Source organism: Erwinia aeris (assembly GCF_041224955.1).
Classification (GTDB): Bacteria; Pseudomonadota; Gammaproteobacteria; order Enterobacterales; family Enterobacteriaceae; genus Erwinia; species Erwinia aeris.
The window spans coordinates 39,447-64,869 of sequence record NZ_JBGFFX010000014.1; the positions used below are offsets into that span (position 1 = coordinate 39,447).

Sequence of the window (25,423 nt, forward strand, 5' to 3'; positions counted from 1 at the left end):
CTGGCTCCCGCCAGGCTTTTTTTATTGTCCGCGTTACCCTTCCCGGCTTTTCCTGACCCGATCCGCGTAAAACGCCAGCGTCTGCTGTAGCGTGTCCAGCGTAACCGGCTTCGACAGACAGTTATCCATACCCGCTTCCATACAGCGCTGTTTTTCTTCCGCCAGCGCGTTGGCGGTGACGCCGACCACCGGGAAGGTCAGGCCCAGCTGCCGCAGGCGCTGCGTCAGACGGTAACCGTCCATATTCGGCATGTTGACGTCGGTCAGGACGATATCAATCTCGTTGCGGCTCAGCACGTTGAGCGCATCCACGCCATCCTGCGCCGTTTTCACCCGATAGCCCAGCGAGCCAAGCTGATCGGACAGCAGCATGCGGTTGATAGGATGATCGTCCACCACCAGGATAAGAATATCTTCGTTGGTGACGCTTTTCTCGTCCGTTTCCGGCAGCTCTGACGAAGCGTCCGGCATCTCTACTTCAACACGATAGATGCGTCCCAACAGCGCGGGCAGCTCGTGCGGCGTGGTGGTGCCGTAAACCCAACGCCCCGGCGAGAGCTCCTGCGGGCCATCGTTATGGCTGCCGTCAAAGCGGATAGTCGCCCGGTGCACCTGCTGACTCTGGAAGTCGTAATCGGTCACGATCACGTCATCCGGCTCGCAGCGGCTTAGCTCATGCAGGCGCTGCACCTTCAGGCCGTGCCCGTCGAGCAATTTTTCCAGGAAAGCGGCCAGCGCCTCGTTACGCAGTTCCAGCCAGCAGGTTTTGCCTTCCAGGCCTTCGTGCCGCTGCGGGGTTTTCACCTTGCTGTTATAAAGCGGAATGCGCACGATAAACTGGCTGCCCATTCCCGGTTCGGAATCGACCTCAATATCACCGTCCATCATATTGATCAGCTTTTCACAGATAGCCAGCCCCAGGCCGGTGCCCTGGAAATTACGCTGCACGCCGGTGCCGACCTGAAAGAACGGATCGAACAGGCGGGTGATCTCTTTGGCCGGTATGCCCACGCCGGTATCACGCACGCGGAAAGCCAGATAGCCGTCTTTAACGTAGGCCTGCAAAATAATGCCGCCGGTGTGGGTAAACTTAATTGCGTTGTTCAACAGGTTAGAGATGACCTGCTGAAGGCGGATCGGATCGCCGTCCAGCGTGACCGGCACGTCGCTGTCGATAAAGCACCAGAGCGTCAGGCGTTTTTTCACCACCATCGCCAGATAGTTAGAGGCGATATGGGTGATCACCTCGCGCGGCGCGAATTCCCGTGGTTCAATACGCAGCTGCTCGGACTCAATTTTAGAGAAGTCGAGAATATCGCTGATGATTTTCAGCAGCAGGCTGGAGGAGTTATTCATCGCCGTGACCAGCGACTCTACGCCTTTAGGCAGCGCGCGGGTTTGCAGCAGATCCAGGTTGCCGATAATGCCGTACAGCGGCGTGCGCAGCTCGTGGCTGACCGTGGCCAGGAACATGGATTTCGACTGGCTGGCCTGCTCGGCAGCCTGCGCCATTTCCTGTAGCGACTCTTCCATTTTCACGCGTGCGCTGACGTCCACCAGCACGCAAATCGCCACGTTTTCGTTGCGATAGCGCGAATGCACAAAGCTGATTTGCAAATTGGTATTGCTACCGGTCAGCACGTCGACAAAGTTAACCTGCTGGCCGCAAATAATTTCGGTCAGGCGCTGCCTGTCTTCCTGCGTCAGCATACTGAGGTAGTTATGCGCCAGCTCGTTGCTGAGGATATTGGTGCCGTCGCTGGTGCGCAGGATGCAAATGCCGACCGGAGCAGAGGCGACGATTTTACGGTTAAACTGCTCGTGCTCTTCCAGGCGATGGGCATTATCTTCGGCGGGCAAAAACATGCGCCGCTCAAACAGCCAGGCCAGCGTAAACAGAATAATGGCGCTGATGACGTTCAGCAGGATGGCATTGATGATCAGCATTTTCAGCTTTTCGACCATCTCGTTGGTCTGCACCGAATAGACCATGGTCAGCGAAGACGGCGTCAGCGTTTTTTTCAGCACCAGCTGTTTGTAGCCGTTGATATAGCCGAACCAGGTACTGTCGTCGGGCAGATCGTCCAGCGATACCCGGCTGCCGGGCCGGGAAGAGGTCAGCACGCGCTGATTGTCTGCGTCCAGCAGCATAGCGTTGACCGGGAAGCTGCCCGGCACCACAAAATCATCCAGGCGGATGGTTTGCTCAATGCCCAGCAGCGCCGCCATTTTGCTGGCGACATACACCGGCGTCACCATATAGTAGTAGCCCGTACCGGGCTGGCTGGCCGGCGCGATCCAGAAGAAGCTGTTTTTGCGCTCTTCATCATTGCCGCTGCGGTATTTCAGGATGCGTTCGTGCAGCGCTTTCAGCGCGCGCTCGCGGTCGGCGGAGGCGTTGCCGACGCCAAAGTCTGCCAGGCACAGGCTTTCACCGCCAATAAAGAACACCCTGTTCAGCTCATAGGCGGAAGCGAAATTGGCTTTCCAGTAGTGCAGGAAATAGCTCAGCGACTCCAGCGAATTGCGCCAGACGTCGCTCATGGCGCTACAGTCAGAGTCGGAATAGAGCGGATAAAACTGTGGCAGCGCCGTTTTGCCGGGAAAAACGCCGTTGAGCACGTCAAGGCCGTTGGCGGACGCGTTCAGCCGGTTCTCGGCGATGTACTTCAGTTCTCGCGTAACGTCTGTGGAATGGCGAATATACCACTGCGCCTGCTCAAAGCTGGCGTTGAACTCCTGCCGTACCTGCGCCTCTTTCTCGTGCAGCACGTTAATAATATAAAAGGTGGTGAGCAGCGCACCGAGCGTCCAGAGCATCAGCGCCAGCGCCCGGAACAGATAGCGAGAGATCCTTAACGTTGTTCTGAACGAGACTAAATATTTCAAACGGAACCTACAGTGGCGGCTGGTCGGGATGACAAATACGATCCCGCTACAGTACCGCCAGAGCCGTTAAAAAGCCAGTTACCCGTACGCTCAACGCGCTGTTTTCTGCGTAAAACGCCGCGCTTACTTAAGACTTTTCTGGATAACCGTCAGCGGAACGGCGACAGGCCGCAAAAACGTCGCTTTTTTGCGCCAGCGCGGCCAGTTTCTCGGCAGATTCATTCATACAACCCAGCGATAGCGCAATAATCTCCTCTCTGGAAGGTCGGCGCGCGCTCTGGCTTTGCGCTTTTTGATTTTTTCTCGATAACATAAATAGCCTCCTGCACATATGTCTGATGATAAAGATAACCGGCCGCCTCTGCGTGCCGAATAAGAAGACGATGATACAACCTGCCCAGCTTTTTCCGGATCGCCACCGCTACCAGCATCATCGGCCGATGCCGTTGCGAAAAATCCTCTATGGCGGCCCCAATTCCCTGCACCATAAACTTCTCCAGCTCGCTACGCGTAAAGTTCATGCCGCCGTCAGGCTTAAAACGTCCCTCTTTGCCTGGCAACAATAGCGCATCGTGCGGATAAAAGCTTACTATCCAGGCGAAATTTTCAACATAATCATGCGTCCAGTTTCCAGTAAAAAGAAAGTACATTGCCCTGTGTAATGGATTGATCTCAACAATGTATTTCCGGTTTCTTCCGTCCCACTTAATTACGCTGACCAGATAACATTCTCCCCTGCCCGTCAGCGGAGAAAAATAACGTTCGGCTTTGATTTGCATGGCAACCCTCCGTAGTTCGCCCTGCGTGTATAGCAATCCTCTTCGCCGCTGTCCGTTTCGGACGCCAATCCTGCGTAGCGTCTTCCGCATTTTCTTTGGCGCATAAAAAAAGGCCGGTTCACTGAACCGGCCTCTGGCACCTTAAGCGGAAGAAATTACTCTTCTTCGTCGCCTTCCGGCGCGTCATCTTCCATCACTTCCGGCGCGATGTCCTCGTCGCCTTCGGCCACGCTGCCGTCGATAGCATCCAGCTCTTCTTCAGCAACCGGCTCGGCCACGCGCTGTAGGCCCACCACGTTTTCATCTTCCGCAGTACGGATCAGAATAACGCCCTGGGTGTTACGGCCAACCACGCTGACTTCAGACACGCGGGTACGCACCAGCGTACCGGCATCGGTGATCATCATGATTTGATCGCTGTCGACCACCTGCACCGCGCCGATAACCGGCCCGTTGCGCTCGGTGACCTTGATCGAGATAACGCCCTGGGTCGCACGAGACTTGGTCGGGTACTCGCTGTTGGCGGTACGCTTACCGTAGCCGTTCTGCGTCACCGTCAGGATAGCGCCGTCATCACGCGGCACGATCAGCGAGACCACACGATCGCCTTCCGCCAGCTTAATGCCGCGCACGCCCGATGCGGTACGGCCCATCGCGCGCACCGCGTTCTCGGCGAAGCGCACCACTTTACCCGCCGCAGAGAAGAGCATCGCTTCATCGTTGCCGTTGGTCAACGCCACGCCGATCAGCTCATCGTCTTCACGCAGGTTGACGGCGATAATGCCGGCGCTGCGTGGACGGCTGAACTCGGTCAGCGCGGTTTTCTTCACGGTGCCGCTGGCGGTCGCCATAAAGATGTTCCAGCCTTCCGCGTATTCACGCACCGGCAGAATTGCGGTGATGCGCTCGTTCGCTTCCAGCGGCAGCAGGTTGACGATAGGACGTCCACGCGCGCCACGGCTCGCTTCCGGCAGCTGATAGACCTTCATCCAGTAGAGACGACCACGGCTGGAGAAGCAGAGGATCGTATCGTGGGTGTTGGCCACCAGCAGGCGGTCGATAAAGTCTTCTTCCTTGATGCGTGCTGCCGACTTGCCTTTGCCGCCGCGACGCTGCGCTTCGTAATCCGTCAGCGGCTGATATTTCACGTAGCCCTGATGCGACAGGGTCACGACCACATCTTCCTGGTTGATCAGATCTTCAATATTAATATCGGCGCTGTTGGCGGTGATTTCCGTGCGGCGTTTGTCGCCAAACTGGTCACGCACCAGCTCCAGCTCTTCGCGGATCACTTCCATCAGGCGCTCTGCGCTTTCCAGAATGCGGATCAGCTCGGCAATTTGCTCCAGCAGCTCTTTGTACTCGTCCAGCAGCTTTTCGTGCTCCAGGCCGGTCAGCTTCTGCAGACGCAGATCCAGGATCGCCTGGGCCTGCTGTTCGGTCAGGTAATACTGGCCGTCGCGAATGCCGTACTCTTCTTCCAGCCACTCCGGACGCGCCGCGTTGTCGCCCGCGCGTTCCAGCATGGCGGAAACGTTGCCCAGCTCCCACGGACGCGCCACCAGACCCGCTTTCGCTTCCGCTGGCGTTGGCGCATGGCGGATTAGCTCGATAATAGGATCGATGTTGGCCAGCGCGATCGCCAGCGCTTCAAGGATATGCGCGCGATCGCGAGCCTTGCGCAGTTCAAAGATAGTCCGGCGCGTCACCACTTCACGGCGGTGGCGAACAAAGGCTTCCAGAATATCCTTCAGCGGCATGATCTTCGGCTGGCCCTGATGCAGCGCCACCATGTTGATGCCGAAAGAGGTTTGCAGCTGGGTCAGCGAGTAGAGGTTGTTCAGCACCACTTCGCCTACCGCATCGCGCTTCACTTCCACCACGATGCGCATCCCGTCTTTATCGGACTCATCGCGCAGCGCGCTGATCCCTTCCAGACGTTTCTCTTTCACCAGCTCCGCCATCTTCTCGATCAGGCGCGCTTTGTTCACCTGATAGGGAATTTCGTGGATGATGATGGTTTCGCGGCCGGTTTTAGCGTCCACTTCCACTTCGCCACGCGCGCGGATATAGATTTTGCCGCGCCCGGTACGATAGGCTTCTTCGATGCCGCGACGGCCGTTGATGATGGCGGCGGTCGGGAAGTCCGGCCCCGGAATGTGTTCCATCAGCCCTTCAATGCTGATGTTCTCATCTTCGATATAGGCCAGACAGCCGTTGATCACTTCCGTCAGGTTGTGCGGCGGAATGTTGGTCGCCATGCCCACGGCGATGCCCGAAGAACCGTTAACCAGCAGGTTCGGGATCTTGGTCGGCATGACTTCCGGGATCTGCTCGGTGCCGTCATAGTTCGGCACGTAGTCGACGGTTTCTTTTTCCAGATCCGCCAGCAGCTCGTGAGCGATTTTAGACATGCGCACTTCGGTATAACGCATTGCCGCAGCGGAGTCGCCGTCAACGGAACCGAAGTTGCCCTGGCCGTCTACCAGCATGTAGCGCAGCGAGAAAGGCTGCGCCATACGCACGATAGTGTCATACACGGCGGTATCGCCATGCGGGTGATATTTACCAATAACGTCGCCGACAACACGGGCTGACTTTTTATAAGGTTTGTTCCAGTCATTGCCCAGCACGTTCATGGCATAGAGCACGCGACGGTGTACTGGCTTCAGGCCATCGCGGACGTCTGGCAATGCACGGCCAACGATGACCGACATGGCATAATCAAGGTAAGAGTTCTTTAGCTCTTCTTCGATATTGACCGGTGTGATTTCTCTGGCCAGGTCACTCATGGAGGCGCTTTCCTTCTAAATTATACCCGGATTTAAAGGTGCGAAAGTATATCACCTTTAGGCACTATGGTGAACGGAAAGCGTCGTTCCGCCCGCTTTAATCGCGCGCTTTTATCCTGTCGGCCGTTCGCCTGCGGAAAGATGTATACTGAAGCCAAACTTCCAGGGAGTAAGAAACAATGAAGGCAGAGCAAAACAGCGCCACGGCTAACGTGGATCATCAGGAAATTGCCAAGTTCGAGGCGGTCGCGTCGCGCTGGTGGGATCTGGAAGGCGAGTTTAAACCGCTGCACCGCATTAACCCGCTGCGCCTGGGTTATATCGCTCAGCACAGCGACGGCCTGTTTGGCAAAAAGGTGCTGGACGTCGGCTGCGGCGGCGGCATCCTGGCGGAAAGCATGGCGCGTGAAGGCGCCGAAGTGACCGGCCTGGATATGGGCGCGGAACCGCTGGAGATCGCCCGTCTCCATGCGCTGGAAAGCGGCGTGAAGGTCGACTACGTACAGCAAACCGTTGAAGAGCATGCGGAGCAGTTCGCCGGTCAGTACGACGTGGTGACCTGTATGGAGATGCTGGAGCACGTGCCGGATCCGCGCTCGGTGGTGCACGCCTGCGCGAAGCTGGTTAAGCCCGGCGGCGAAGTGTTCTTTTCCACCCTTAACCGCAACAGCAAATCCTGGCTGATGGCGGTGATCGGTGCGGAGTATGTGCTGCGCATGGTGCCGCGCGGTACGCACGATATTAAAAAGTTTATCCGCCCCGGCGAGCTGTTGAACTGGGTTGATGAAACCTCGCTGCGCGAGCGTCATATGATTGGCCTGCATTACAATCCGCTGACCAACAAGTTCAAGCTGGCGCCGGGCGTCGACGTTAACTATATGGTGCATACGCACCGCCCTGCGGAATAACGCCTCTTCCCTTAAGGACGCTGTTTCTTAAGGGAAATTTTTTCCTGCCTCCGCTTTGGCTGCACTTCCCTTCCCGCACCGCACTTTTTGTCCTTCTGCCTTTGCAGGAATTTCTTATTAGCTTCGGCGTAAATTTTATTTCGTGCCTGCGTCGCTTTTTTCGCCATTCGTCAGGATATTTTCAGCATCTGAAGTATACTTTTTGGCCAAAAAAAAAGGCGGCGGATCAAGGGTGCGCAAAGATCCCGCATTCAGGAAAAATAAGAAAAAATTTCTCGCCCTGTTGACATGGACCCAGGGCCTTGAGAAACGCGGACTTAGGAAAACAGCCAGCCCGCGATCAGTAAAATTGCCGCTGCGTCAAGGCTTGTTAAGATCGCAGAAATTACTAAAATAACCACCATATTGTTATCAATACTTCATCTACCCCCTATATATAGTGTTTATCCACAGAGTTACTCACACGTGAGCAGTCTGTGTATAAACGGGGGATATTTTCGATCTCACGGACAGGATAAAAACGCCACATGAATCAGAGCCTGCTTGTCACTAAACGCGATGGCCGCACCGAACGCATCAATCTGGATAAAATCCACCGCGTGCTTGACTGGGCTGCAGAAGGTCTGCAAAACGTTTCCGTCTCTCAGGTTGAACTGCGTTCCCATATCCAGTTTTACGAAGGTATCAAGACCTCCGACATCCACGAGACGATCATCAAGTCTGCTGCCGACCTGATCTCCCGCGATGCGCCGGACTATCAGTACATGGCCGCGCGCCTGGCTATCTTCCACCTGCGTAAAAAAGCCTACGGCCAGTTTGAGCCGCCGAAGCTTTACGATCAGGTGAAGCGCATGGTCGATCTGGGTAAATACGATCGCCACCTGCTGGAAGACTACAGCGTGGAAGAGTTCGAGCAGATGGACGGCTTTATCGACCACTGGCGCGATATGAACTTCTCCTATGCCGCCGTTAAGCAGCTGGAAGGCAAATATCTGGTGCAGAACCGCGTGAGCGGCGATATCTACGAAAGCGCGCAGTTCCTCTATATTCTGGTGGCGGCCTGCCTGTTCTCCGGCTATCCACGTGAGACGCGTCTGGATTACGTAAAACGTTTCTACGACGCGATTTCTACCTTTAAGATTTCCCTGCCGACGCCGATTATGTCCGGCGTGCGCACCCCAACCCGCCAGTTCAGCTCCTGCGTGCTGATCGAGTGCGGCGACAGCCTGGATTCGATTAACGCCACCTCCAGCGCCATCGTGAAATATGTTTCCCAGCGCGCCGGTATCGGCATCAACGCTGGCCGCATCCGCGCGCTGGGCAGCCCGATCCGTGGCGGCGAAGCCTTCCACACCGGCTGTATTCCTTTCTACAAGCATTTCCAGACGGCGGTGAAATCCTGCTCGCAGGGCGGCGTGCGCGGCGGTGCAGCGACGCTGTTCTACCCAATGTGGCATCTGGAAGTAGAAAGCCTGCTGGTGCTGAAAAACAACCGTGGCGTGGAAGGCAACCGCGTGCGTCACATGGACTACGGCGTACAGATCAACAAACTGATGTACACCCGTCTGCTGAAGGGCGAAGAAATCACCCTGTTCAGCCCGTCCGACGTGCCTGGCCTGTATGACGCTTTCTTTGCCGATCAGGAAGAGTTTGAGCGCCTGTATACCAAATACGAGAAGGACGACAGCATCCGCAAGCAGCGCGTAAAAGCGGTAGACCTGTTCTCACTGATGATGCAGGAACGCGCCTCAACCGGCCGTATCTATATTCAGAACGTTGACCACTGCAACACCCACAGCCCGTTCGATCCGGCTATCGCGCCCGTGCGCCAGTCCAACCTCTGCCTGGAGATTGCGCTGCCGACCAAACCGCTGATGGACGTCAACGACGAGAACGGCGAAATCGCGCTCTGTACGCTGTCGGCGTTCAACCTTGGCGCCATTGAAAGCCTGGACGATCTGCAGGAGCTGGCCACGCTGGCAGTGCGCGCGCTGGATGCGCTGCTGGACTATCAGGATTACCCAATCCCGGCCGCCAAACGCGGCGCGATGGGCCGTCGTACGCTGGGTATCGGCGTGATCAACTTCGCGTACTATCTGGCGAAGCACGGCGTGCGCTATTCCGACGGCAGTGCCAACAACCTGACGCACAAAACCTTTGAAGCCATTCAGTACTACCTGCTGAAGGCCTCCAACGAGCTGGCACAGGAGCAAGGCGCCTGCCCGTGGTTTAACGAAACCACCTATGCGCAGGGCATTCTGCCGATCGACACCTACAAGAAAGATCTGGATGCGATCAGCAACGAGCCGCTGCACCTGGACTGGGAAGCGCTGCGCGAGGCGATTAAAACGCACGGCCTGCGCAACTCCACGCTTTCCGCGCTGATGCCGTCAGAGACCTCTTCGCAGATCTCCAACGCCACCAACGGCATTGAGCCGCCGCGCGGCCATATCAGCATCAAGGCTTCCAAAGACGGCATTCTGCGTCAGGTAGTGCCGGAGTATGAGCGTCTGAAAGATCAGTATGAGCTGCTGTGGGATATGCCGAATAACGACGGCTATCTGCAGCTGGTCGGCCTGATGCAGAAGTTTATCGACCAGGCGATTTCATCGAACACCAACTACGATCCGACGCGCTTTGCCAACGGTCGCGTGCCGATGAAACAGCTGCTGAAAGATCTGCTGACCGCCTATAAGTTCGGCGTGAAAACGCTTTATTACCAGAACACCCGCGACGGCGCGGAAGATGCTCAGGACGACCTGGCGCCATCCATTCAGGATGACGGCTGTGAAAGCGGCGCCTGCAAGATTTAACCAAAGCGGGGCGAGCTTCGCCCCCTGATTTTACGTCGGGCCGGGTTTTCCCTGCCCTTCCTCACTGGATAATGTCATGGCTTACACCACGTTCTCGCAAAATAAAAACGACCAGCTGAACGAACCGATGTTTTTCGGCCAGCCGGTCAACGTCGCCCGCTACGACCAGCAGAAATACGGCATTTTTGAAAAGCTGATCGAAAAGCAGCTCTCCTTTTTCTGGCGTCCGGAAGAGGTGGACGTGTCGCGCGACCGCATCGACTACCAGGGCCTGCCGGACCACGAAAAGCATATCTTTATCAGCAACCTGAAATACCAGACGCTGCTGGATTCCATTCAGGGACGTAGCCCGAACGTGGCGCTGCTGCCGCTGATTTCGATCCCCGAGCTGGAAACCTGGGTCGAGACCTGGGCGTTTTCTGAAACCATCCACTCGCGCTCTTATACGCATATCATCCGCAACATCGTTAACGATCCGGCGGTGGTGTTTGACGATATCGTTACCAACGAGCAGATCCTGTCGCGCGCCAAAGATATCTCCGGCTACTACGACGATCTGATCGAGATGACCAACTACTGGCATCTGCTGGGCGAAGGCACGCATCAGGTCAACGGCAAAACCGTGACCGTTAACCTGAGAGCGCTGAAAAAACAGCTTTATGTCTGCCTGATGAGCGTGAACGCGCTGGAAGCGATCCGCTTCTACGTCAGCTTTGCCTGCTCGTTTGCTTTTGCCGAGCGTGAACTGATGGAAGGCAACGCGAAAATCATCAAGCTGATTGCCCGTGATGAAGCGCTGCACCTGACCGGCACTCAGCATATGCTGAACCTGCTGAGAAGCGGCGAAGACGATCCGGAGATGGCGGAAATCGCTAAAGAGTGCCAGCAGGAGTGCTACGACCTGTTTGTGCTGGCCGCGCAGCAAGAGAAAGAGTGGGCGGAATACCTGTTCCGCGACGGCTCGATGATTGGCCTGAACAAAGATATTCTTTGCCAGTACATCGAATACATCACCAATATCCGCATGAACGCTGTGGGTCTGGAGCTGCCGTTTAAAACCCGCTCTAACCCGATCCCGTGGATCAACTCCTGGCTGGTTTCGGACAACGTGCAGGTTGCGCCGCAGGAAGTAGAGGTCAGCTCTTATCTGGTTGGGCAGATCGATTCCGAAGTAGGCGAAAACGACTTCGACGACTTCCAGCTGTAACATGCGGATGTACGTTACCCTCAGCGCCTGCGGCACGCGTCTGGAATGCGCTGAGGATCACCCTAACCTGCTGACGACGCTGGAAGCCCACAACTATCAGGTGGAGTTTCAGTGCCGTGAAGGCTACTGCGGCTCCTGTCGTATGCGCCTGGTAAAAGGGGAAGTCAGCTATGCGGAGAAACCGCTGGCCTTTATTCAGCCGGGAGAGATCCTGCCGTGCTGCTGCAAGGCTAAAGGTGATATTGAGATCGAGATCCTGCACCTTTAGTTGTACGCTGAATAACCGCGCCCTCCGGCGCGGTTTTTTTAGCCTCGCTGCGTCTCCACCACGTCAATCCAGCCGTGGCCGCCCGTAACCTCCAGACCATCCAGCCAGCGCCGCAGCATATTCAGCGCCATCATGGCAGAGACGTCCTGACGCGCCTTCAGCCCGTGCCGGTTGTTGCTGAACTTTACCCGCTGGCTCCAGCAGCCCTGCGGCGTAAAGAGGGCAAAGCCGAGGTGATTTTCTTTTTCTGCGCCAATCACCAGCGCCAGATCGACTTTATCCGCTTCGGCTAACCGTTGCGCGCGCTGCATCAGTTCAGCCAGACTTTCATCCTGCGACGGCAGCACGTTGCCCGCCGCCAGCGGCGCCTGTACCGAGGCGAGCTGATACTGCACCAGTCCGGCGGTAAATTGTTCGCTGACTGCCAGGCGATGGGTCTGTTCCTGCAGGCGACGCGACAGCTGCGCGGGCAGCCCTTCCGCACCTTCAAAAATCGTGCTTTCGCCAGCGATCTCGCGCACCTGCTGCCAGAACTGCTCCATCTCAGGCAGCTTAGAGGCCGGGCCATTCAGCTTCAGCTCGATAATCGGCATTGAGGCGCGGTAGCCCATTACCACGCCTTCCGGCAGCGGCAGCGGCTCGATTTCTGACGCCAGATCGCTTTCTCCGCGACCGAAGGTAGTCAACCGCAGGCATACCGGCGGGTCTGACACCGGGAAGCGAGCTTTAAGACGAGGCAGAATTTGCTCCTCGACCATTCTTTTATATTCTGACGGCACGCCGGGGGTGAAGAAGATCCAGCAGCGGTTGAGCTGAAGCGCAAAACCGCAGGCGGTGCCGATCGGATTGTCAATCATCTCGGCGCCCGCCGGGATTTCCGCCTGCTTGCGGTTGCTGTCGGCCATTTTGCGGCCACGTCCGGCAAAAAACGCCTCCATCTTCGCCAGCCACTCTTCCTGCATCACCAGCCCGACGCCTGCCGCTTTCGCCGCCGCAACCGCGCTTAAATCATCGCTGGTCGGCCCCAGGCCGCCGTTGACGATCAGCACATCCGCCACCTTGCTGCGCTCGGTAAGCACGCTGACCAGCTCTTCCATACTGTCGCCAACGGTCTGGCGGCTCGTCATGGGTAATCCCTCTTGAAACAACAGTTCGGCCAGCCAGGCCGCATTGGTATCCACGATTTGCCCGTGCAGCACTTCATCGCCGGTAGACAGCATTTCCACTCTGATCATGTTCTTCTCCGCATTGTTCAGACCTGTTTAACAGTATGAAGCCTCACGGGAAATTACAACGTCATTTCACCATCAATACGGCAAATGGCAGCAATAGCTAACGCCAGATTGCCGTCGATTAACCGAAGCGGGCAATATAGCCCACACAATAGCCAGTGCCGATTGAAAAAGAAATTTTGAAAGGTATCACTTCAGTTAACGAGGATATGCGCTCATGACCAAAAAAGGACTCACCACCGCCTCAGGCGCGCCAGTCGCCCATAATAATAATGTAATGACTGCCGGACGCCGCGGCCCGATGCTGCTACAGGACGTTTGGTTTCTGGAAAAGCTGGCCCACTTCGACCGCGAAGTGATCCCGGAGCGCCGTATGCACGCCAAAGGCTCCGGCGCTTACGGCACCTTTACCGTAACTAAAGATATTACCCGTTTCAGCCGGGCGAAGATTTTTTCCGAAGTGGGTAAAAAAACCGACCTGTTTATGCGCTTTTCTACCGTGGCCGGCGAGCGCGGCGGCGCGGATGCCGAGCGTGATATTCGCGGTTTCTCGATGAAATTTTATACCGAAGAAGGCAACTGGGATCTGGTCGGCAACAACACCCCCGTTTTCTATCTGCGCGATCCGCTGAAGTTCCCCGATCTGAACCACGTGGTGAAACGCGATCCGCGTACCAACCTGCGTAACCCAACCTACAAATGGGATTTCTTCTCGCAGCTGCCGGAGTCGCTGCACCAGCTGACTATCGACTTCAGCGATCGCGGCCTGCCTACTTCCTATCGCCATATCCACGGTTTCGGCAGCCACACCTATAGCTTTATCAACGACCAGCAGGAGCGCTTCTGGGTTAAATTCCATATGCGCTGCGAACAGGGCATTCAGAACCTGATGGACGATGAGGCCGCGCTGCTGATTGGTCGCGACCGTGAAAGCTCGCAGCGCGATCTGTTCGACGCCATTGAGCAAGGCAACTTCCCGCGCTGGAAATTCTTTGTGCAGGTTATGCCGGAAGCCGAAGCCTCCTCCACGCCTTACAACCCGTTCGATCTGACCAAAGTCTGGCCGCACGCCGACTATCCGCTGATTGAAGTGGGCGAGTTTGAGCTGAACCGCAATCCGGACAACTACTTTGCCGAAGTGGAACAGGTCGCCATGAGCCCGGCTAACGTAGTGCCCGGCATCGGTTTCTCGCCGGATCGGATGCTACAGGGTCGCCTGTTCTCCTATGGTGACGCGCACCGCTATCGTCTGGGCGTCAACCATCATCAGATCCCGGTGAACGCGCCGAAGTGTCCCTTCCACAACTATCATCGCGACGGCGCGATGCGCGTGGACGGCAACAGCGGCAACGGCGCCACCTACGAACCCAACAGCTTTAACGTGTTCCAGGAGCAGCCCGATTTCAGCGAGCCGCCGCTGTCGCTGGAGGGCGCAGCCGACCACTGGAACCATCGCGAAGATGATGACTACTTCACCCAGCCGCGCGCGCTGTTTAACCTGCTGAGCGAAGAGGAACACCAGCGGATGTTCCAGCGTATCGCCGGAGAGCTGCGTCAGATACCGGAGTTTATCCAGCAGCGCCAGCTCGCGCTCTTTTATCAGGTGCATCCGGCCTACGGCGCAGGCGTGGAACAGGCGCTGAAAGAAGCAAAACAGGGCTAAATGTCGGGCCGTCTTTGGCCTCGATAGCGCCAGTCAGCATAGCCATGCCGGGATATTTTCCCGGCATTATTGTTTGATGACCAACTTAAAAGCCTGCGGGTGTATTGCCGTTTTTTACAACAGCACCACAGCGGTAGAGGCTGAGCGGACAGGCGATCGCGCATGGACGCGCGAAACAAGCCTGGATAGTCGTATTCACGGCGTCTCCGTGTTCCGCTCTGTCTCTGCGGCTATTCACCCAACGAAGTAGCGAACTGACGGCTGAGCATAGTTTTGTCAACAGTCAGTAATGCCGGAATTTGTTCCGGCATTACTGTTTTTCCTGCCGTAACACCCACTCCGCCAGCTGCCTGCGGGAAGGCTTGATGCCGCCGCCGCTCAGCTTCGGCAGTGTGTACCAGCGCACCGGGCGTTGAAACCCGGCCAGATTTTTTGCCGCCCAGTCCTGCAGCGGCGCGAACGAAGACGTGCCCTTGAGCGCCACCAGCGCGACCGGCCGGTGACCATATTCCTCATCAGGCTGCGGCACGATAAAAACCTGCTCCACCGTTTCGTGCCGGGCCAGCACCGCTTCCAGCTGTTCGGGTTGAATACCTTCCCCCGCCGAGAAAAACAGATTGTCCAGACGCCCGCTAATCAGCAGATTGTTACCGCGCTGCACACCACCATCGCGCGTGTGAAACCATCCTTCCTTATCGGTAAGCGGCAGCAGCTTCCCGTCCTGCCAGTAGCCGCAGGCCAACGCCTCTGAACGTATAGTAATTTCTCCCTCGTTTAGCCTGATGCTATGACCGGGCAGCGGATCGCCGACGCCTGGCTCGCCGTCCGCCCTTTTCGCCGCCACGGTCGAGGCCGTTTCCGTCATGCCGTACCCGCACCAGCAGGCGATGCCACGCGCTTCCGCCTGAGCGGTCAAGGCTGGCGAAATAGCCGCGCCGCCAAGCAAAACGGTGCCCAGCCGCAGCGTCGGCTCCTGCAGCAAACGCCAGAGCTGCGTAGGCACCAGCGAGGCAAAAGTCGCTTCCGGGCTGATTTTGTTATCGCTGAGCACCAGCCTTGCGCCGCGGTAAAGCCAGCGCCAGAAAATGCCCTGGCCGGAAACATGAAACAGCGGCAGCGAGAGCAGCCAGCTGTCGTCCGCCCCAAAGTTCAGCCTTGTCGTTACGCCGTGCGCGCTGGCGAAATGCGCGTTAAAGCTGTGTGCAGCGGCTTTCGGCAGGCCGGTGGAGCCGGAGGTTAACGTCAGCGTGGCGATGGCGTCGCGCTGCCAGCGGGCCGGGATCGGGCCAGCTTGATTGATTGTCTTTAACGCAGGGATATTTGCTGGCCCCTCGCCGTTCAGCGTCAGCGCATAGTCCATATTTAACGAAGGCAGCAGCGCGGCAGTCTGCCAGGCCGGCAGCCGGGGATTAATCGGCAGCAGGCGCGCGCCGCAGCGCAGCAGCGCCAGCCAGGCCAGCACGGCCCGTTCGCAGTTGGCGGCCTGTAACACCACGCCGCTCCCGGCGCTTACTCCCTGCGCGTGGAAGCCTGCCGCCAGCGCCTCGATTTGGTCTGCCAGCTGCGCCCAGCAGTAGGCGCGATCGTCAACCGTCAGCGCGAGGCGAGTCGGCGCCAGCTTCGCCCAGTACAGCCAGGGCCAGCAGTCAGCGCTCAGCATACTTCCTCCAGGTCTTTAGCAGGCGTCAGCGGCAGCCAGGGCCAGCAGCCTGAAGTCAGCATACTCCCTCCAGGTCTTCAGCAGCCGTCAGCGACAGCCAGGGCCAGCAGTCAGCGCTCAGCATACTTCCTCCAGGTCTTCAGCAGCCGTCAGCGGCAGCGGCGACCCCGGCCAGGCGCGTACCAGCTGCTGCTGCATTAGCGAAAGCGTATCCAGACCGGGCGCGACGCCAGGCGTCAGCCAGCTGGCTATCCGCGCCAGCTGCGTCAGGCCCAGGCTCGACTCCACCGACGAGCTAATCACCGCCGTCAGGCCGGCCTCGCTGGCTCGGGCGATAGTTTCGCAAACCGTCGCCAGGCTGCCGACAAGCGTTGGCTTGATCACGATAGCGCGCAAATGGGGTTCCGCCGTCGGGACGTACCCTGGGCTTCGGCTGCTCTCATCCCAGGCCAGCGCGATGCCCGTTTCCTGCGCAAAGAGACGTGAATCCTCCTGCGTTCGGCACGGCTCCTCGATAAAAGCGATACGCGAGCGCAGAGTCTCCGGCACAAAACGGGCGAACTGCCTGGCTTTCTCCAGGCTCCACTGCTGGTTCGCATCCAGCCGCAGCCTCAGCGTCGGTACCGCTTCCAGCAGCAGCGATGCGGTTATGCCATCGCGCACCGCTTCGTAAAGGCCCACTTTCAGCTTGGCTACCGGCTGCGGCCGCTGGTTAAGCTGAACAATCAGCTCGTCGGGATCGCCTGTGCACAGCATTGCGCCAGAATAGTTGCCCGCTGACGGCAGCAGGCCAGCCAGTTCCGCCAGCGCGCAGCTGAGGCCAAACGCCACGGAAGGCGACAGGCCGTGCTCTTTTGGTAATGGCGCTGAGGACGAAAGCGATGGCGACACGGGCGTCAGCAAGCCGTGTCCCGTTTCCGCGCCCGATCGCCAGCCTTGCAGCCAACGCAGCGTTTCAGCCTGCGCCTGCGCCGCCGTTTCCGTACTGAAGCCGGGCAGCGGCGCTATCTCGCCCCAGCCTTCCCGGCCCGCCTCTTCCAGCCTGACCAGCAGCCCGTGGCGCGATGCTACCCGCCGATCGCGCAGTACCACGCCCGCCGTCACTAGTATGTTGTAATTAAAGAGCGTCGCCCGGCGCATCAGGGATTTCGCTTAAAGCGGCTGAAATCCGGCTGCCGCTTCTGATTAAAAGCGTTGCGCCCTTCCTGGCCCTCTTCCGTCATGTAGAACAGCATGGTCGCGTTGCCCGCCAGCTCCTGCAACCCCGCCTGGCCGTCGCAGTCGGCATTCAGCGCCGCCTTCAGGCAGCGCAGCGCCATCGGGCTGTTTTGCAGCATCTCACGACACCAGCGCACCGTCTCTTTTTCCAGTTCAGCCAGCGGCACGACCGTATTAACCAGGCCCATTTCCAGCGCCTGCTGCGCGTTGTACATCCGGCACAGGAACCAAATTTCACGCGCCTTTTTCTGACCAACAATGCGCGCCATATAAGACGCGCCCCAGCCGCCGTCGAAAGAGCCGACTTTGGGGCCGGTCTGGCCAAACTGCGCATTGTCCGCCGCTATCGTTAAATCGCACAGCATATGCAACACGTGCCCGCCGCCGACCGCGTAGCCTGCCACCATCGCCACTACCGGCTTGGGACAGGTGCGGATCTGACGCTGAAAATCCAGCACGTTAAGATGATATACGCCTGCCTCGTCGCGGTAGCCGCCGTAGTCACCGCGAATTTTTTGATCGCCGCCGGCGCAGAAAGCCTTATCGCCCGATCCGGTAAGGATAATGACGCCGATTTGCTCGTCGTGCCGCGCGTCGCTCAGAGCATACAGCATCTCCTTAACGGTTTGCGGCCGAAAAGCGTTGCGCACCTCGGGCCGGTTGATGGCGATCCTGGCGATGCCGTCCGACGTTTTGTGATAGAGGATATCGCTGTAGTCGCCACATGGCCGCCACTCTGTCGGCGCATACAGCATCGCTTCATCGGGATAAATCATGATTTCTCCTTAAACGGGGTTGAGCTTTTGCGCCAGGGCGGCGGCAAAGGCCTGTGGGCAGGCGCGATGGGCGTTGTGACCCGCCGCCGGGATAGTGGTAACCGGCAGCCCGGCCCCGGCGGCCAGACGCTGAAATTTGAGGTCGTGCTCGCCGCAGAGATAGTGGAAAACAGGAAGGCGCTGGATTTCCGGCAGCAGATACGGCTGGCGGGCGAGCGAGGTATTGAGCAGCATAGCGGCCAGCGCCTGCGGATCGTTATCGGCTCGCAGGGCGATCAGCTGTTGCCGCTGCGGTTCGCGCAGATCGGCAAATACCGGCTGGCGATACCACTTATGCAGCGTGTCGCCCAGCGGCTGCTGGCGGAACAGGCTGGCCCAGTGGCGATCGTCAGCCAGCCGCTGCGCCCGCTCATGGGGCGACGCCAGCCCGAAGTGAGCGCCTTCCACCACCACGCCAGCCAGCGACGAATCTGCATAGCGGCAGGCGTGATACAGCGCCGCGCGGCCGCCGAGCGAATAGCCGATCAGCCAGTAGCGTTGAATGCGATGCTGTCGCAAAGTGGCGTTCAGCCGCGCCGAAAGCTGTTCAAAACCGCTGACCTGCTGCGCCCGTGAGCCGCCGTGTCCGGGTAGGTCAATGCTCAGCTGCGGCCAGTCGCGGAAAAAATCCTGCACCGGCTGCCACTCCCGACCGCTGCCCAAAAAGCCGTGCAGCCAGACCAGCGTCGGCCTGTCGCTGCGGTGTTCGCCCTGCCAGCGCGCGTGCAGTATCATTTTCGCCATGCTCCGGCGAGCCACGGTGCGCCCGCCTCAACCTTCAGCTCAATCAGCGTGGCGGTGGTGCTACGCCAGCCCGCTTCAACAGCAGCCTGCAGCGACGGCCAGTCTTCCGGCTGACGGTAAGCCAGGCCGAACATAGCGGCGGCGCTGGCGAAACACGCCTGCTGCGGCAGGGTGAAAAAGCGCGCCCGCTCGTTTTCAGGCGTCGGCAGCAGGGAAAAAATCTGTCCGCCGCCGTTATTGACCACAATCAGCACCAGCGGCCCGGCGGTCAGCGCCAGGCTGTTGAGGTCATACAGCGCCGAGAGATCGCCCACTATCGCCAGCAACGGTTTGCCGCTGCCGCGCTGTACGCCGGTCGCGGTGGCAAGTAGCCCATCAATGCCGCTGGCACCGCGGCTGGCATAGACGGGATAGCCAGCAGGCAGGCGGGCAAAGGCGTCGGCCAGCCTGATGGTCAGGCTGTTGCCCAGAAACAGCGCGCCCTGCTCCGGCAGCAGCTCTGCCAGCCGCTGCGCCAGCTGCGCTTCACCAAACTCCTGTAGCCTTTCGGCGAGCGCTGCGTGGGTTTCCAGCGCCAGCGCCTGTAGAGAAGGCAGCCATGCGGGTTGCGAAACGGCTTGATGATCGACAAGCCATTTGCCGATGTCGGCCACTATGCGCTGACTGCGATGATGGGCGGGATCCAGATGGCCGGGCAGCGGATCGATGAGCCAGTATGCCGCCGGATCCGCTGCCGCCAGCCAGCTGGTCAGCCTTTTCCCGGTAAGCCGGGCGCCAAACTGAATAATGATTTCCGCTCGATCGAGCGCCTGCCGCGCATGTTCCTCCTGGAGCCAGAGTTCGCTACAGGGAAACGGCGCGCCGGTATGGGACTGTATATCCGCCAGCAGCGGCCAGCCCAGCGTCTCTGCCCATTCAGCCAGCGCCACGCCCTCCTGCGCCGTGATTTTGCCCGCGATAATCAGCCCGCGCTTTTGCCGCCAGCGCGGCCAGCTGTCGAGCACAGGCGTGGCCCGCTCCGCATGGATGTTCAGCCAGGGCGTGTCTTCGAGCCACCATTTGCCCAGCGCATCGTGCCAGGCCTGGAACGCCGAGGACGCTTCGCCGTATAAAGGTTCGGCAAAAGGCACGTTGATATGTACGGTGCCTGTAGGATGCTGTTGCAGCAGCGCATCAATGGCCGAAACCAGCCAGCGAGACGGAATATCTGCAGAGGGTCGGGGAAGATCCAGCGCGCCGCCGACGTGGCTGGCGAAAATACCGGGCTGGATGATGGCCTGATTGGCGCCGCAACCGATGAGTTCCGGCGGGCGATCGGCGCTGAGCACGATAAGGCGTTCGCCGGTCAGGCTGGCTTCGATCACGGCGGGCGCAAGATTGGCGACGGCGGTGCCGGAAGTGACGATTATCGCCACCGGACGCTGCGTCGCTTTCGCCAGGCCCAGCGCCAGATAGCCGAGGCCGCGCTCGTCAAAGTGGGTATGACAGATCAGGTTGCCCGCGGCGGCTTCCAGCGTCAGCGGCGCGGATCGGGAACCGGGTGCAATACAGATGTGCTGCACGCCATGACGGCTAAGGGCTGCCAGTATAACGGCGGCCCAGTGGCGGTTGAAGATACTGTGCGACATCACCCACTCCAGATCAAACAAGCAGCGGGCAGTATAAGAGCGCCCTGGCGGGCCGATTTTGATTTAGGGCAGGATTAACGTGTTATTTTCACTTTGGCAACCTGGGCGGCAAAAACAAAACGGGCACCCTGAAGGTGCCCGTTATTACTGGCGTAGCGCCCGGCGTTATCGCTTAGCGACGCGCCAGCAGCAGTCCTACCACCAGGCCCAGCGTAGCGCCTACGCCGATGCCCTGCCACGGCTTCTCATGAACATACTCATCAGCACGGCTGGCAACTTGTTTAGCGCGATGGTAGTAGTTATCTGAGGCGTTGCTGACGCGTGCTTTAACGTCGTTCAGCGATTTTTCCGCTTTGGCTTTCAGCTCAACATATTTCTGATCGGCCGGATCGCCAGATGATTTCAGCACTTCCTCCAGCGTTTCGGTCAGCAGAGCCAGATCGTCATCCAGGCGGGTGTCGAGTTCTTGTGGGTCAGTTGTCTTAGCCATAACATCTCCTTGTGCGAATAATACCTTTAACTATAGACACTTTTTGCCGCTTTGCTTGTTTATCCGCCCAGGAATCGGCTGATATTGATTCCCGTTAAATGCCTGCTTTTGTCAGATTTATCTGCTAAATTTTGCCTGACTGAATTTCTGACGCCACACGCTGTCGTAACTCCCTGTGACCCGCTCACAATTCAGCTAAAACAGGCTCTTATAGCCACAGATCTAGCGCAGTTTTTACAGTTCCGTTCAGCAAAGGATATGACTCTGGCATGAATCGAAGAATGTTTATGAAGGCGTCAATGGCTTTCGCTACGGTAAGCGGGATGTCCGGTTTATCGACGTTGTTTGCACAGGCCGCCTGGGCCGACACCGATATCGCCGACGGCTCGGCAAAGCGTTTCGATTTTGACGTGTTGCAAAAAATGGCCGCAACCCTTGCGCAGAAACCTTACGGCGGCGCGCCCGCTCCCCTGCCCGAAACGCTGGCCACCCTGACGCCGCAGGCCTACAACGAAATTCAGTACGATGCGAATCATTCGCTGTGGAACGGCAACGCCGATCGCGAGCTTGACGTGCAGTTTTTCCACGTCGGCATGGGGTTTAAACGCCGTTTACGCATGTTCTCCGTGGATGCCGATCGGCAGGCGCGTGAAATTCACTTCCGCCCCGAGCTGTTTAACTACAACGACGCCAAAGTCGATACTAAACAGCTGGAAGGCAAAACCGATTTAGGCTTCGCCGGTTTCCGCGCGTTTAAAAAGCCGGAGCTGGCCAGCCGTGATATCGTCTCCTTTCTGGGCGCCAGCTACTTCCGCGCGGTTGACGATACTTATCAGTATGGTCTTTCCGCACGCGGCGTGGCTATCAACACCTTCGGCAGCAAAGAAGAGTTTCCGGACTTCACCGCCTTCTGGTTTGAAACGCCAAAAGCCGATGACACCACCTTCACCGTCTATACCTTGCTGGACGGCGAGAGCTGCACCGGCGCGTTTAAATTTATTATTCACTGCGAAGAGAAACGCGTAGTCATGGAGGTGGAAAACCACCTTTATGCCCGTAAAGATATCGACCAGCTGGGCATTGCACCAATGACCACCATGTTCAGCTGCGGCACCAACGAGCGCCGCATGTGTGACACTATCCATCCGCAGATCCACGACTCCGATCGCCTGGCGATGTGGACCGGCAGCGGCGAGTGGATCTGCCGCCCGCTGAATAATCCACAGCGGCTGACGTTTAACGCCTATCAGGACGAGAACCCGCGCGGCTTCGGCATGTTGCAGCTGGATCACGACTTTGAGAATTATCAGGATGTGATCGGCTGGTACAACAAGCGTCCGAGCCTGTGGGTGGAGCCGGTCGGCAAGTGGGGCAAAGGCGCAATTAACCTGATGGAGATCCCGACCACGGGCGAAACGCTGGATAATATCGTGTGCTTCTGGCGTCCTACAGAAAGCATCAAGGCCGGCAGCGCGCACAGCTTCAGCTACAAGCTATACTGGAGCGGCCTGCCGCCGGTTCACAGCGATCTGTCGCGCGTGAAGGCAACCCGCACCGGTATGGGCGGCTTCCCTGAAGGCTGGGCGCCGGGCGAGCATTATCCGGACGTCTGGGCACGCCGTTTTGCGGTGGATTTTGTCGGCGGCGATCTGAAAGCGGCCGCGCCAAAAGGCATCGAACCGGTGATTACGGTCACCTCGGGCACCGTTAAACAGGTCGAGATCCTGTATGTCGAGCCGATTGACGGCTATCGCATTCTGTTTGACTGGTATCCGAACAGCGATTCCGTCGAGCCGGTTAACCTGCGTTTGTTCCTGCGCACCAAAGACCAGACGCTGACCGAAACCTGGCTCTATCAGTATTTCCCACCGGCGCCGGATAAGCGTAAATACGTTGATGACCGGCAGATGACGGCGGGCTAAACGTTAACAGGCGAGGAACTCCTCGCCTTTTTTATCCCTGTTCAATTCAGGCAAATGGCACAGGGATACTCGCAAAAGCCGTCCGGCTAATTTCTGTTACCTACAAAGAAAGTCCTGTGCCGACATCAGGCTACGATGCCTGGCGCGAGAAGAACGGCGCTGCCTGCTGTAGAAAAAACCGGACAGCACTATCCCATCGGGTAGCGCAAGCCAACCTGACGCCCCTGCCTCACGCCCGGTTGAGCTAAGTAATTCTAAGCCAGCCACTCCGTATCGAGCTTGCTGGCCTCTGTCATCAATCCAATCGCCAATATCCGCAATGAAAAATTGTATATACAAAAAATCACTTAACTTTGGTATTAAAATAAGAAAACCACTTGAAATGGCTATAAAGTGGACTTATCTTGTATATACAAAAATCAGGGAAGAAGGATGAAACATCATGGAGCTGATGATTTCTCAGAAAATCAGGCTGAAACTGTCTGAAAAAAAGCCTCCCGTAACGGAAGATGAAATAATCCAGTGCTTTTCCAACAGGGACGGGCATTTTCTTGAAGATAACAGAGAGGATCATCAGTCAGATCCTCCGACGCGTTGGTTTATTGCTGAAACGGATTATGGAATAAAACTCAAAGTGGTTTTTATCTTTTATCCGGGTAGAGGGGTAGCTATCAGGACGGCATACGCCCCTGACGATGACGAAATACGCATCTACAACAAATATGGATACGAAAAACTATGAGTAACAACGTTAACAAGCCAGACCAAAACGGCTCTCTCATCGCCTCAACGGATGCCGCATGGGAAGAAGGCGTGCTTGGGCGTAGCGAAGCGCATGTTAAAATTTCCAGCGAGGCAAGCGCTGCGGCGTTTGAAAAAGAGATTAATGAGGCGCTTGAGCTACAGCCCATCTCAATACGTCTTAACAAGTCGCTGATTGAAGATCTCAAAATGATTGCAGAGCTTGCGGGGCTGGGCTATCAGCCGCTGATCAGGCAGGTGCTGACAAGATTTACCGACTGCGAGAAAAAAAGAATTTTACGCCAGGTTCACTCTGAAGAGATGAAAAAACAGTCCGGCAAGAAAGCAAAAAAAGTGGCGTGACCCGCCCGGATAGCCCTGCTAACGCAGGGCTTGCCACCGCTGGCAAATGTCAGCAGCCGACGTGCTGTTAAGAAGCCATTGTTAAGGCGTCTTTCCGCTCTCTTACTTATTTGTGTATCCGCGCCCTTTCCATATCCACATGCGGGATGCCGTCTTCCGGATAGACCTCGCCCGTCGGCTTAAAGCCAAACTGTCCGTAAAAATCCTGCAGATGCGCCTGAGCGGATAAAAAGATGTCGTGCTGCGGCCAGTGGCGCTCGCAGTCAACAATCGCCTGCTCCATCAGCCGGTTGCCCAGCTTCAGGCCTCGCGCCTCGCCAGAGACGATCACTCGCCCAATCTTCACCGGCTCCTCGTCGTTTTTTGGCGCAAGCAGGCGCGCATAGGCCAGCAGCTGGTTATTCGCTATGCCCAGTAAATGACGGTTCTCACCGGCCAGATCCGCGCCGTCCACGTCCTGATAAGGACAGTTCTGCTCGACGATAAACACCGCATTGCGTAACGCCAGGATCTGGTACAGCTGAGTTGCATTCAGCTCGCTATGATGTAGATTCTGCCAGCGGATCTCCATTTTCTTTCTCCCGATGTGCGTCAATTTTGTTACTGTCAGGTGAGGGATACTGCCATTCCCTTCCGCACAGGCTAAGGTTTTATATGACAAAAATAACTGATAATAAAGAGTATTTCGATACCTGCTTCGACAGGCAGGCGCTGTCGGCCGCCTGTTTTGAAGGCGTCATTTTTGAAGGATGCGACTTCAGCCACTGCAACTTTACCGCCGCCAGGTTTATCCGCTGCAAATTTATTAACTGCCGCTTCGACCAGTGTAATCTCAGCGTGATGGAAATGCCCGATTCGCGTTTTAACGAGGTCAGCTTTACCGAATGCAAACTCAGCGGCACAGACTGGACGCGCGCTTACTGGCCCGCTTTTAATCTGGATCACGAGCTGCGTTTTACGCAATGCCTGTTGTCCAACGCCTCCTTTTTCGGCCTGACGCTGCAAGAAGTGAAAATGATGGAGTGCCAATTGCATGACGTGGATTTCAGAGAGTGCGATCTGAGCAAAGCCGAAATACTGAACTGCGATCTGGCCGGAAGCTTGTTTAACAGAACCAATCTTCAGGCGGCGGATTTGACCGACTCGCGCGATTTCTCCATCAATGTACTGAACAATTCGGTGGCAGGCGCAACGTTTTCCCGTCTGGAAGCGTTAAGCCTGCTGGAAAGCCTGGGCGTCAACCTGGTGGACTGAAGCCTGCCCGGTTGCGCACAAAAAAAATCCCGGCCTG

The 25,423-nt window shown here is 57.5% G+C and carries 20 protein-coding genes; 9 read left to right on the forward strand and 11 right to left on the reverse strand.

Annotated features, from left to right (window positions below):
* Positions 1-33 precede the first annotated feature (33 nt).
* The 3 genes from rcsC to gyrA all read right to left on the reverse strand — a co-directional run bounded on the left by rcsC (position 34) and on the right by gyrA (position 6,460).
* On the reverse strand, positions 34-2,889 hold the full coding sequence (gene rcsC, locus AB6T85_RS19440) for a two-component system sensor histidine kinase RcsC (RefSeq protein WP_301730496.1): 2,856 nt from the start codon (positions 2,887-2,889) through the stop codon (positions 34-36).
* A gap of 218 nt (positions 2,890-3,107) precedes the next feature.
* Positions 3,108-3,668 (reverse strand): hypothetical protein, encoded by a 561-nt coding sequence (locus tag AB6T85_RS19445; protein WP_301251913.1) that lies wholly within the window; start codon positions 3,666-3,668, stop codon positions 3,108-3,110.
* 155 nt (positions 3,669-3,823) lie between these two features.
* The gene (gene gyrA / locus AB6T85_RS19450) at positions 3,824-6,460 is read right to left on the reverse strand and encodes a DNA topoisomerase (ATP-hydrolyzing) subunit A (RefSeq protein ID WP_253459830.1); all 2,637 of its coding nucleotides are present in this window, start codon (positions 6,458-6,460) and stop codon (positions 3,824-3,826) included.
* A gap of 179 nt (positions 6,461-6,639) precedes the next feature.
* Here gyrA and ubiG point away from each other — a divergent pair, with 179 nt between their 5' ends.
* The 4 genes from ubiG (at position 6,640) to yfaE (ending at position 11,656) form a co-directional block, all read left to right on the forward strand.
* Positions 6,640-7,368 (forward strand): bifunctional 2-polyprenyl-6-hydroxyphenol methylase/3-demethylubiquinol 3-O-methyltransferase UbiG, encoded by a 729-nt coding sequence (gene ubiG, locus AB6T85_RS19455; protein WP_125288228.1) that lies wholly within the window; start codon positions 6,640-6,642, stop codon positions 7,366-7,368.
* A 527-nt stretch (positions 7,369-7,895) separates the two neighbouring features.
* Entirely contained in the window at positions 7,896-10,181 is a 2,286-nt protein-coding gene (nrdA, locus tag AB6T85_RS19460; RefSeq protein WP_253459827.1) for a class 1a ribonucleoside-diphosphate reductase subunit alpha, read from the forward strand.
* Positions 10,182-10,257: 76 nt separating this feature from the next.
* Positions 10,258-11,388 carry a class Ia ribonucleoside-diphosphate reductase subunit beta gene (nrdB, locus tag AB6T85_RS19465; RefSeq protein ID WP_253459825.1) on the forward strand — a complete coding sequence of 377 codons (1,131 nt, stop codon included), beginning with the start codon at positions 10,258-10,260 and terminating at the stop codon, positions 11,386-11,388.
* 7 nt (positions 11,389-11,395) lie between these two features.
* A complete protein-coding gene (gene yfaE, locus AB6T85_RS19470; protein WP_199746382.1) occupies positions 11,396-11,656 on the forward strand; it encodes a class I ribonucleotide reductase maintenance protein YfaE in 261 nt (86 codons plus the stop codon).
* 38 nt (positions 11,657-11,694) lie between these two features.
* Here the strand turns inward: yfaE and AB6T85_RS19475 are convergent, their stop codons facing one another.
* The gene (locus AB6T85_RS19475; RefSeq protein ID WP_369896405.1) at positions 11,695-12,891 is read right to left on the reverse strand and encodes a nicotinamide mononucleotide deamidase-related protein YfaY; all 1,197 of its coding nucleotides are present in this window, start codon (positions 12,889-12,891) and stop codon (positions 11,695-11,697) included.
* Between the two features lie 214 nt (positions 12,892-13,105).
* Here AB6T85_RS19475 and AB6T85_RS19480 point away from each other — a divergent pair, with 214 nt between their 5' ends.
* Positions 13,106-14,551: a catalase gene (locus AB6T85_RS19480; RefSeq protein WP_253459819.1), complete on the forward strand. Its 1,446-nt coding sequence runs from the start codon at positions 13,106-13,108 to the stop codon at positions 14,549-14,551.
* 310 nt (positions 14,552-14,861) lie between these two features.
* On the opposite strand, the gene menE is transcribed toward AB6T85_RS19480, so the two are convergent.
* From menE to elaB, 6 genes are all read right to left on the reverse strand, one after another.
* Positions 14,862-16,208, reverse strand: a complete 1,347-nt coding sequence (gene menE / locus AB6T85_RS19485) for an o-succinylbenzoate--CoA ligase (RefSeq protein WP_369896423.1) — start codon at positions 16,206-16,208, stop codon at positions 14,862-14,864.
* 120 nt (positions 16,209-16,328) lie between these two features.
* Complete coding sequence (menC, locus tag AB6T85_RS19490; protein WP_369896406.1) at positions 16,329-17,351, reverse strand: o-succinylbenzoate synthase; 1,023 nt, start codon at positions 17,349-17,351, stop codon at positions 16,329-16,331.
* Complete coding sequence (gene menB / locus AB6T85_RS19495; protein WP_369896407.1) at positions 17,351-18,205, reverse strand: 1,4-dihydroxy-2-naphthoyl-CoA synthase; 855 nt, start codon at positions 18,203-18,205, stop codon at positions 17,351-17,353. Before menB ends, menC begins: the two co-directional genes overlap by 1 nt.
* A gap of 9 nt (positions 18,206-18,214) precedes the next feature.
* On the reverse strand, positions 18,215-18,979 hold the full coding sequence (menH, locus tag AB6T85_RS19500; protein ID WP_369896424.1) for a 2-succinyl-6-hydroxy-2,4-cyclohexadiene-1-carboxylate synthase: 765 nt from the start codon (positions 18,977-18,979) through the stop codon (positions 18,215-18,217).
* A complete protein-coding gene (gene menD / locus AB6T85_RS19505; protein WP_369896408.1) occupies positions 18,976-20,616 on the reverse strand; it encodes a 2-succinyl-5-enolpyruvyl-6-hydroxy-3-cyclohexene-1-carboxylic-acid synthase in 1,641 nt (546 codons plus the stop codon). The genes menH and menD overlap by 4 nt, the downstream gene beginning before the upstream one ends.
* Before the next feature lie 172 nt (positions 20,617-20,788).
* Positions 20,789-21,106 carry a stress response protein ElaB gene (gene elaB / locus AB6T85_RS19510; protein WP_253459807.1) on the reverse strand — a complete coding sequence of 106 codons (318 nt, stop codon included), beginning with the start codon at positions 21,104-21,106 and terminating at the stop codon, positions 20,789-20,791.
* A gap of 269 nt (positions 21,107-21,375) precedes the next feature.
* On the opposite strand from elaB, the gene AB6T85_RS19515 reads away from it, so the two are divergent.
* From AB6T85_RS19515 to AB6T85_RS19525, 3 genes are all read left to right on the forward strand, one after another.
* Positions 21,376-23,028 carry a glucan biosynthesis protein D gene (locus AB6T85_RS19515; RefSeq protein ID WP_125288238.1) on the forward strand — a complete coding sequence of 551 codons (1,653 nt, stop codon included), beginning with the start codon at positions 21,376-21,378 and terminating at the stop codon, positions 23,026-23,028.
* 442 nt (positions 23,029-23,470) lie between these two features.
* On the forward strand, positions 23,471-23,770 hold the full coding sequence (locus tag AB6T85_RS19520; protein ID WP_369896409.1) for a hypothetical protein: 300 nt from the start codon (positions 23,471-23,473) through the stop codon (positions 23,768-23,770).
* Positions 23,767-24,132: a hypothetical protein gene (locus AB6T85_RS19525; RefSeq protein ID WP_369896410.1), complete on the forward strand. Its 366-nt coding sequence runs from the start codon at positions 23,767-23,769 to the stop codon at positions 24,130-24,132. The genes AB6T85_RS19520 and AB6T85_RS19525 overlap by 4 nt, the downstream gene beginning before the upstream one ends.
* A gap of 106 nt (positions 24,133-24,238) precedes the next feature.
* Here AB6T85_RS19525 and AB6T85_RS19530 read toward each other — a convergent pair whose 3' ends face one another.
* Positions 24,239-24,703 carry a GNAT family N-acetyltransferase gene (locus AB6T85_RS19530; RefSeq protein ID WP_253459804.1) on the reverse strand — a complete coding sequence of 155 codons (465 nt, stop codon included), beginning with the start codon at positions 24,701-24,703 and terminating at the stop codon, positions 24,239-24,241.
* An 83-nt stretch (positions 24,704-24,786) separates the two neighbouring features.
* Here AB6T85_RS19530 and AB6T85_RS19535 point away from each other — a divergent pair, with 83 nt between their 5' ends.
* Positions 24,787-25,386, forward strand: coding sequence for a pentapeptide repeat-containing protein (locus tag AB6T85_RS19535; RefSeq protein WP_369896411.1), 600 nt, complete (start codon positions 24,787-24,789; stop codon positions 25,384-25,386).
* The last annotated feature ends 37 nt before the right edge of the window (positions 25,387-25,423 follow it).

Bases quoted from the DNA above. Each gene is read 5' to 3' on its own strand.
- AB6T85_RS19515 (WP_125288238.1), top strand. From the start codon at position 21,376: ATGAATCGAAGAATGTTTATGAAGGCGTCAATGGCTTTCGCTACGGTA.
- AB6T85_RS19475 (WP_369896405.1), bottom strand. From the start codon at position 12,891: ATGATCAGAGTGGAAATGCTGTCTACCGGCGATGAAGTGCTGCACGGG.
- ubiG (WP_125288228.1), top strand. From the start codon at position 6,640: ATGAAGGCAGAGCAAAACAGCGCCACGGCTAACGTGGATCATCAGGAA.
- elaB (WP_253459807.1), bottom strand. From the start codon at position 21,106: ATGGCTAAGACAACTGACCCACAAGAACTCGACACCCGCCTGGATGAC.
- menB (WP_369896407.1), bottom strand. From the start codon at position 18,205: ATGATTTATCCCGATGAAGCGATGCTGTATGCGCCGACAGAGTGGCGG.
- nrdB (WP_253459825.1), top strand. From the start codon at position 10,258: ATGGCTTACACCACGTTCTCGCAAAATAAAAACGACCAGCTGAACGAA.
- menC (WP_369896406.1), bottom strand. From the start codon at position 17,351: ATGCGCCGGGCGACGCTCTTTAATTACAACATACTAGTGACGGCGGGC.
- menH (WP_369896424.1), bottom strand. From the start codon at position 18,979: ATGATACTGCACGCGCGCTGGCAGGGCGAACACCGCAGCGACAGGCCG.
- AB6T85_RS19480 (WP_253459819.1), top strand. From the start codon at position 13,106: ATGACCAAAAAAGGACTCACCACCGCCTCAGGCGCGCCAGTCGCCCAT.
- gyrA (WP_253459830.1), bottom strand. From the start codon at position 6,460: ATGAGTGACCTGGCCAGAGAAATCACACCGGTCAATATCGAAGAAGAG.
- AB6T85_RS19525 (WP_369896410.1), top strand. From the start codon at position 23,767: ATGAGTAACAACGTTAACAAGCCAGACCAAAACGGCTCTCTCATCGCC.
- yfaE (WP_199746382.1), top strand. From the start codon at position 11,396: ATGTACGTTACCCTCAGCGCCTGCGGCACGCGTCTGGAATGCGCTGAG.
- AB6T85_RS19445 (WP_301251913.1), bottom strand. From the start codon at position 3,668: ATGCAAATCAAAGCCGAACGTTATTTTTCTCCGCTGACGGGCAGGGGA.
- AB6T85_RS19520 (WP_369896409.1), top strand. From the start codon at position 23,471: ATGGAGCTGATGATTTCTCAGAAAATCAGGCTGAAACTGTCTGAAAAA.
- nrdA (WP_253459827.1), top strand. From the start codon at position 7,896: ATGAATCAGAGCCTGCTTGTCACTAAACGCGATGGCCGCACCGAACGC.
- menD (WP_369896408.1), bottom strand. From the start codon at position 20,616: ATGTCGCACAGTATCTTCAACCGCCACTGGGCCGCCGTTATACTGGCA.
- AB6T85_RS19535 (WP_369896411.1), top strand. From the start codon at position 24,787: ATGACAAAAATAACTGATAATAAAGAGTATTTCGATACCTGCTTCGAC.
- AB6T85_RS19530 (WP_253459804.1), bottom strand. From the start codon at position 24,703: ATGGAGATCCGCTGGCAGAATCTACATCATAGCGAGCTGAATGCAACT.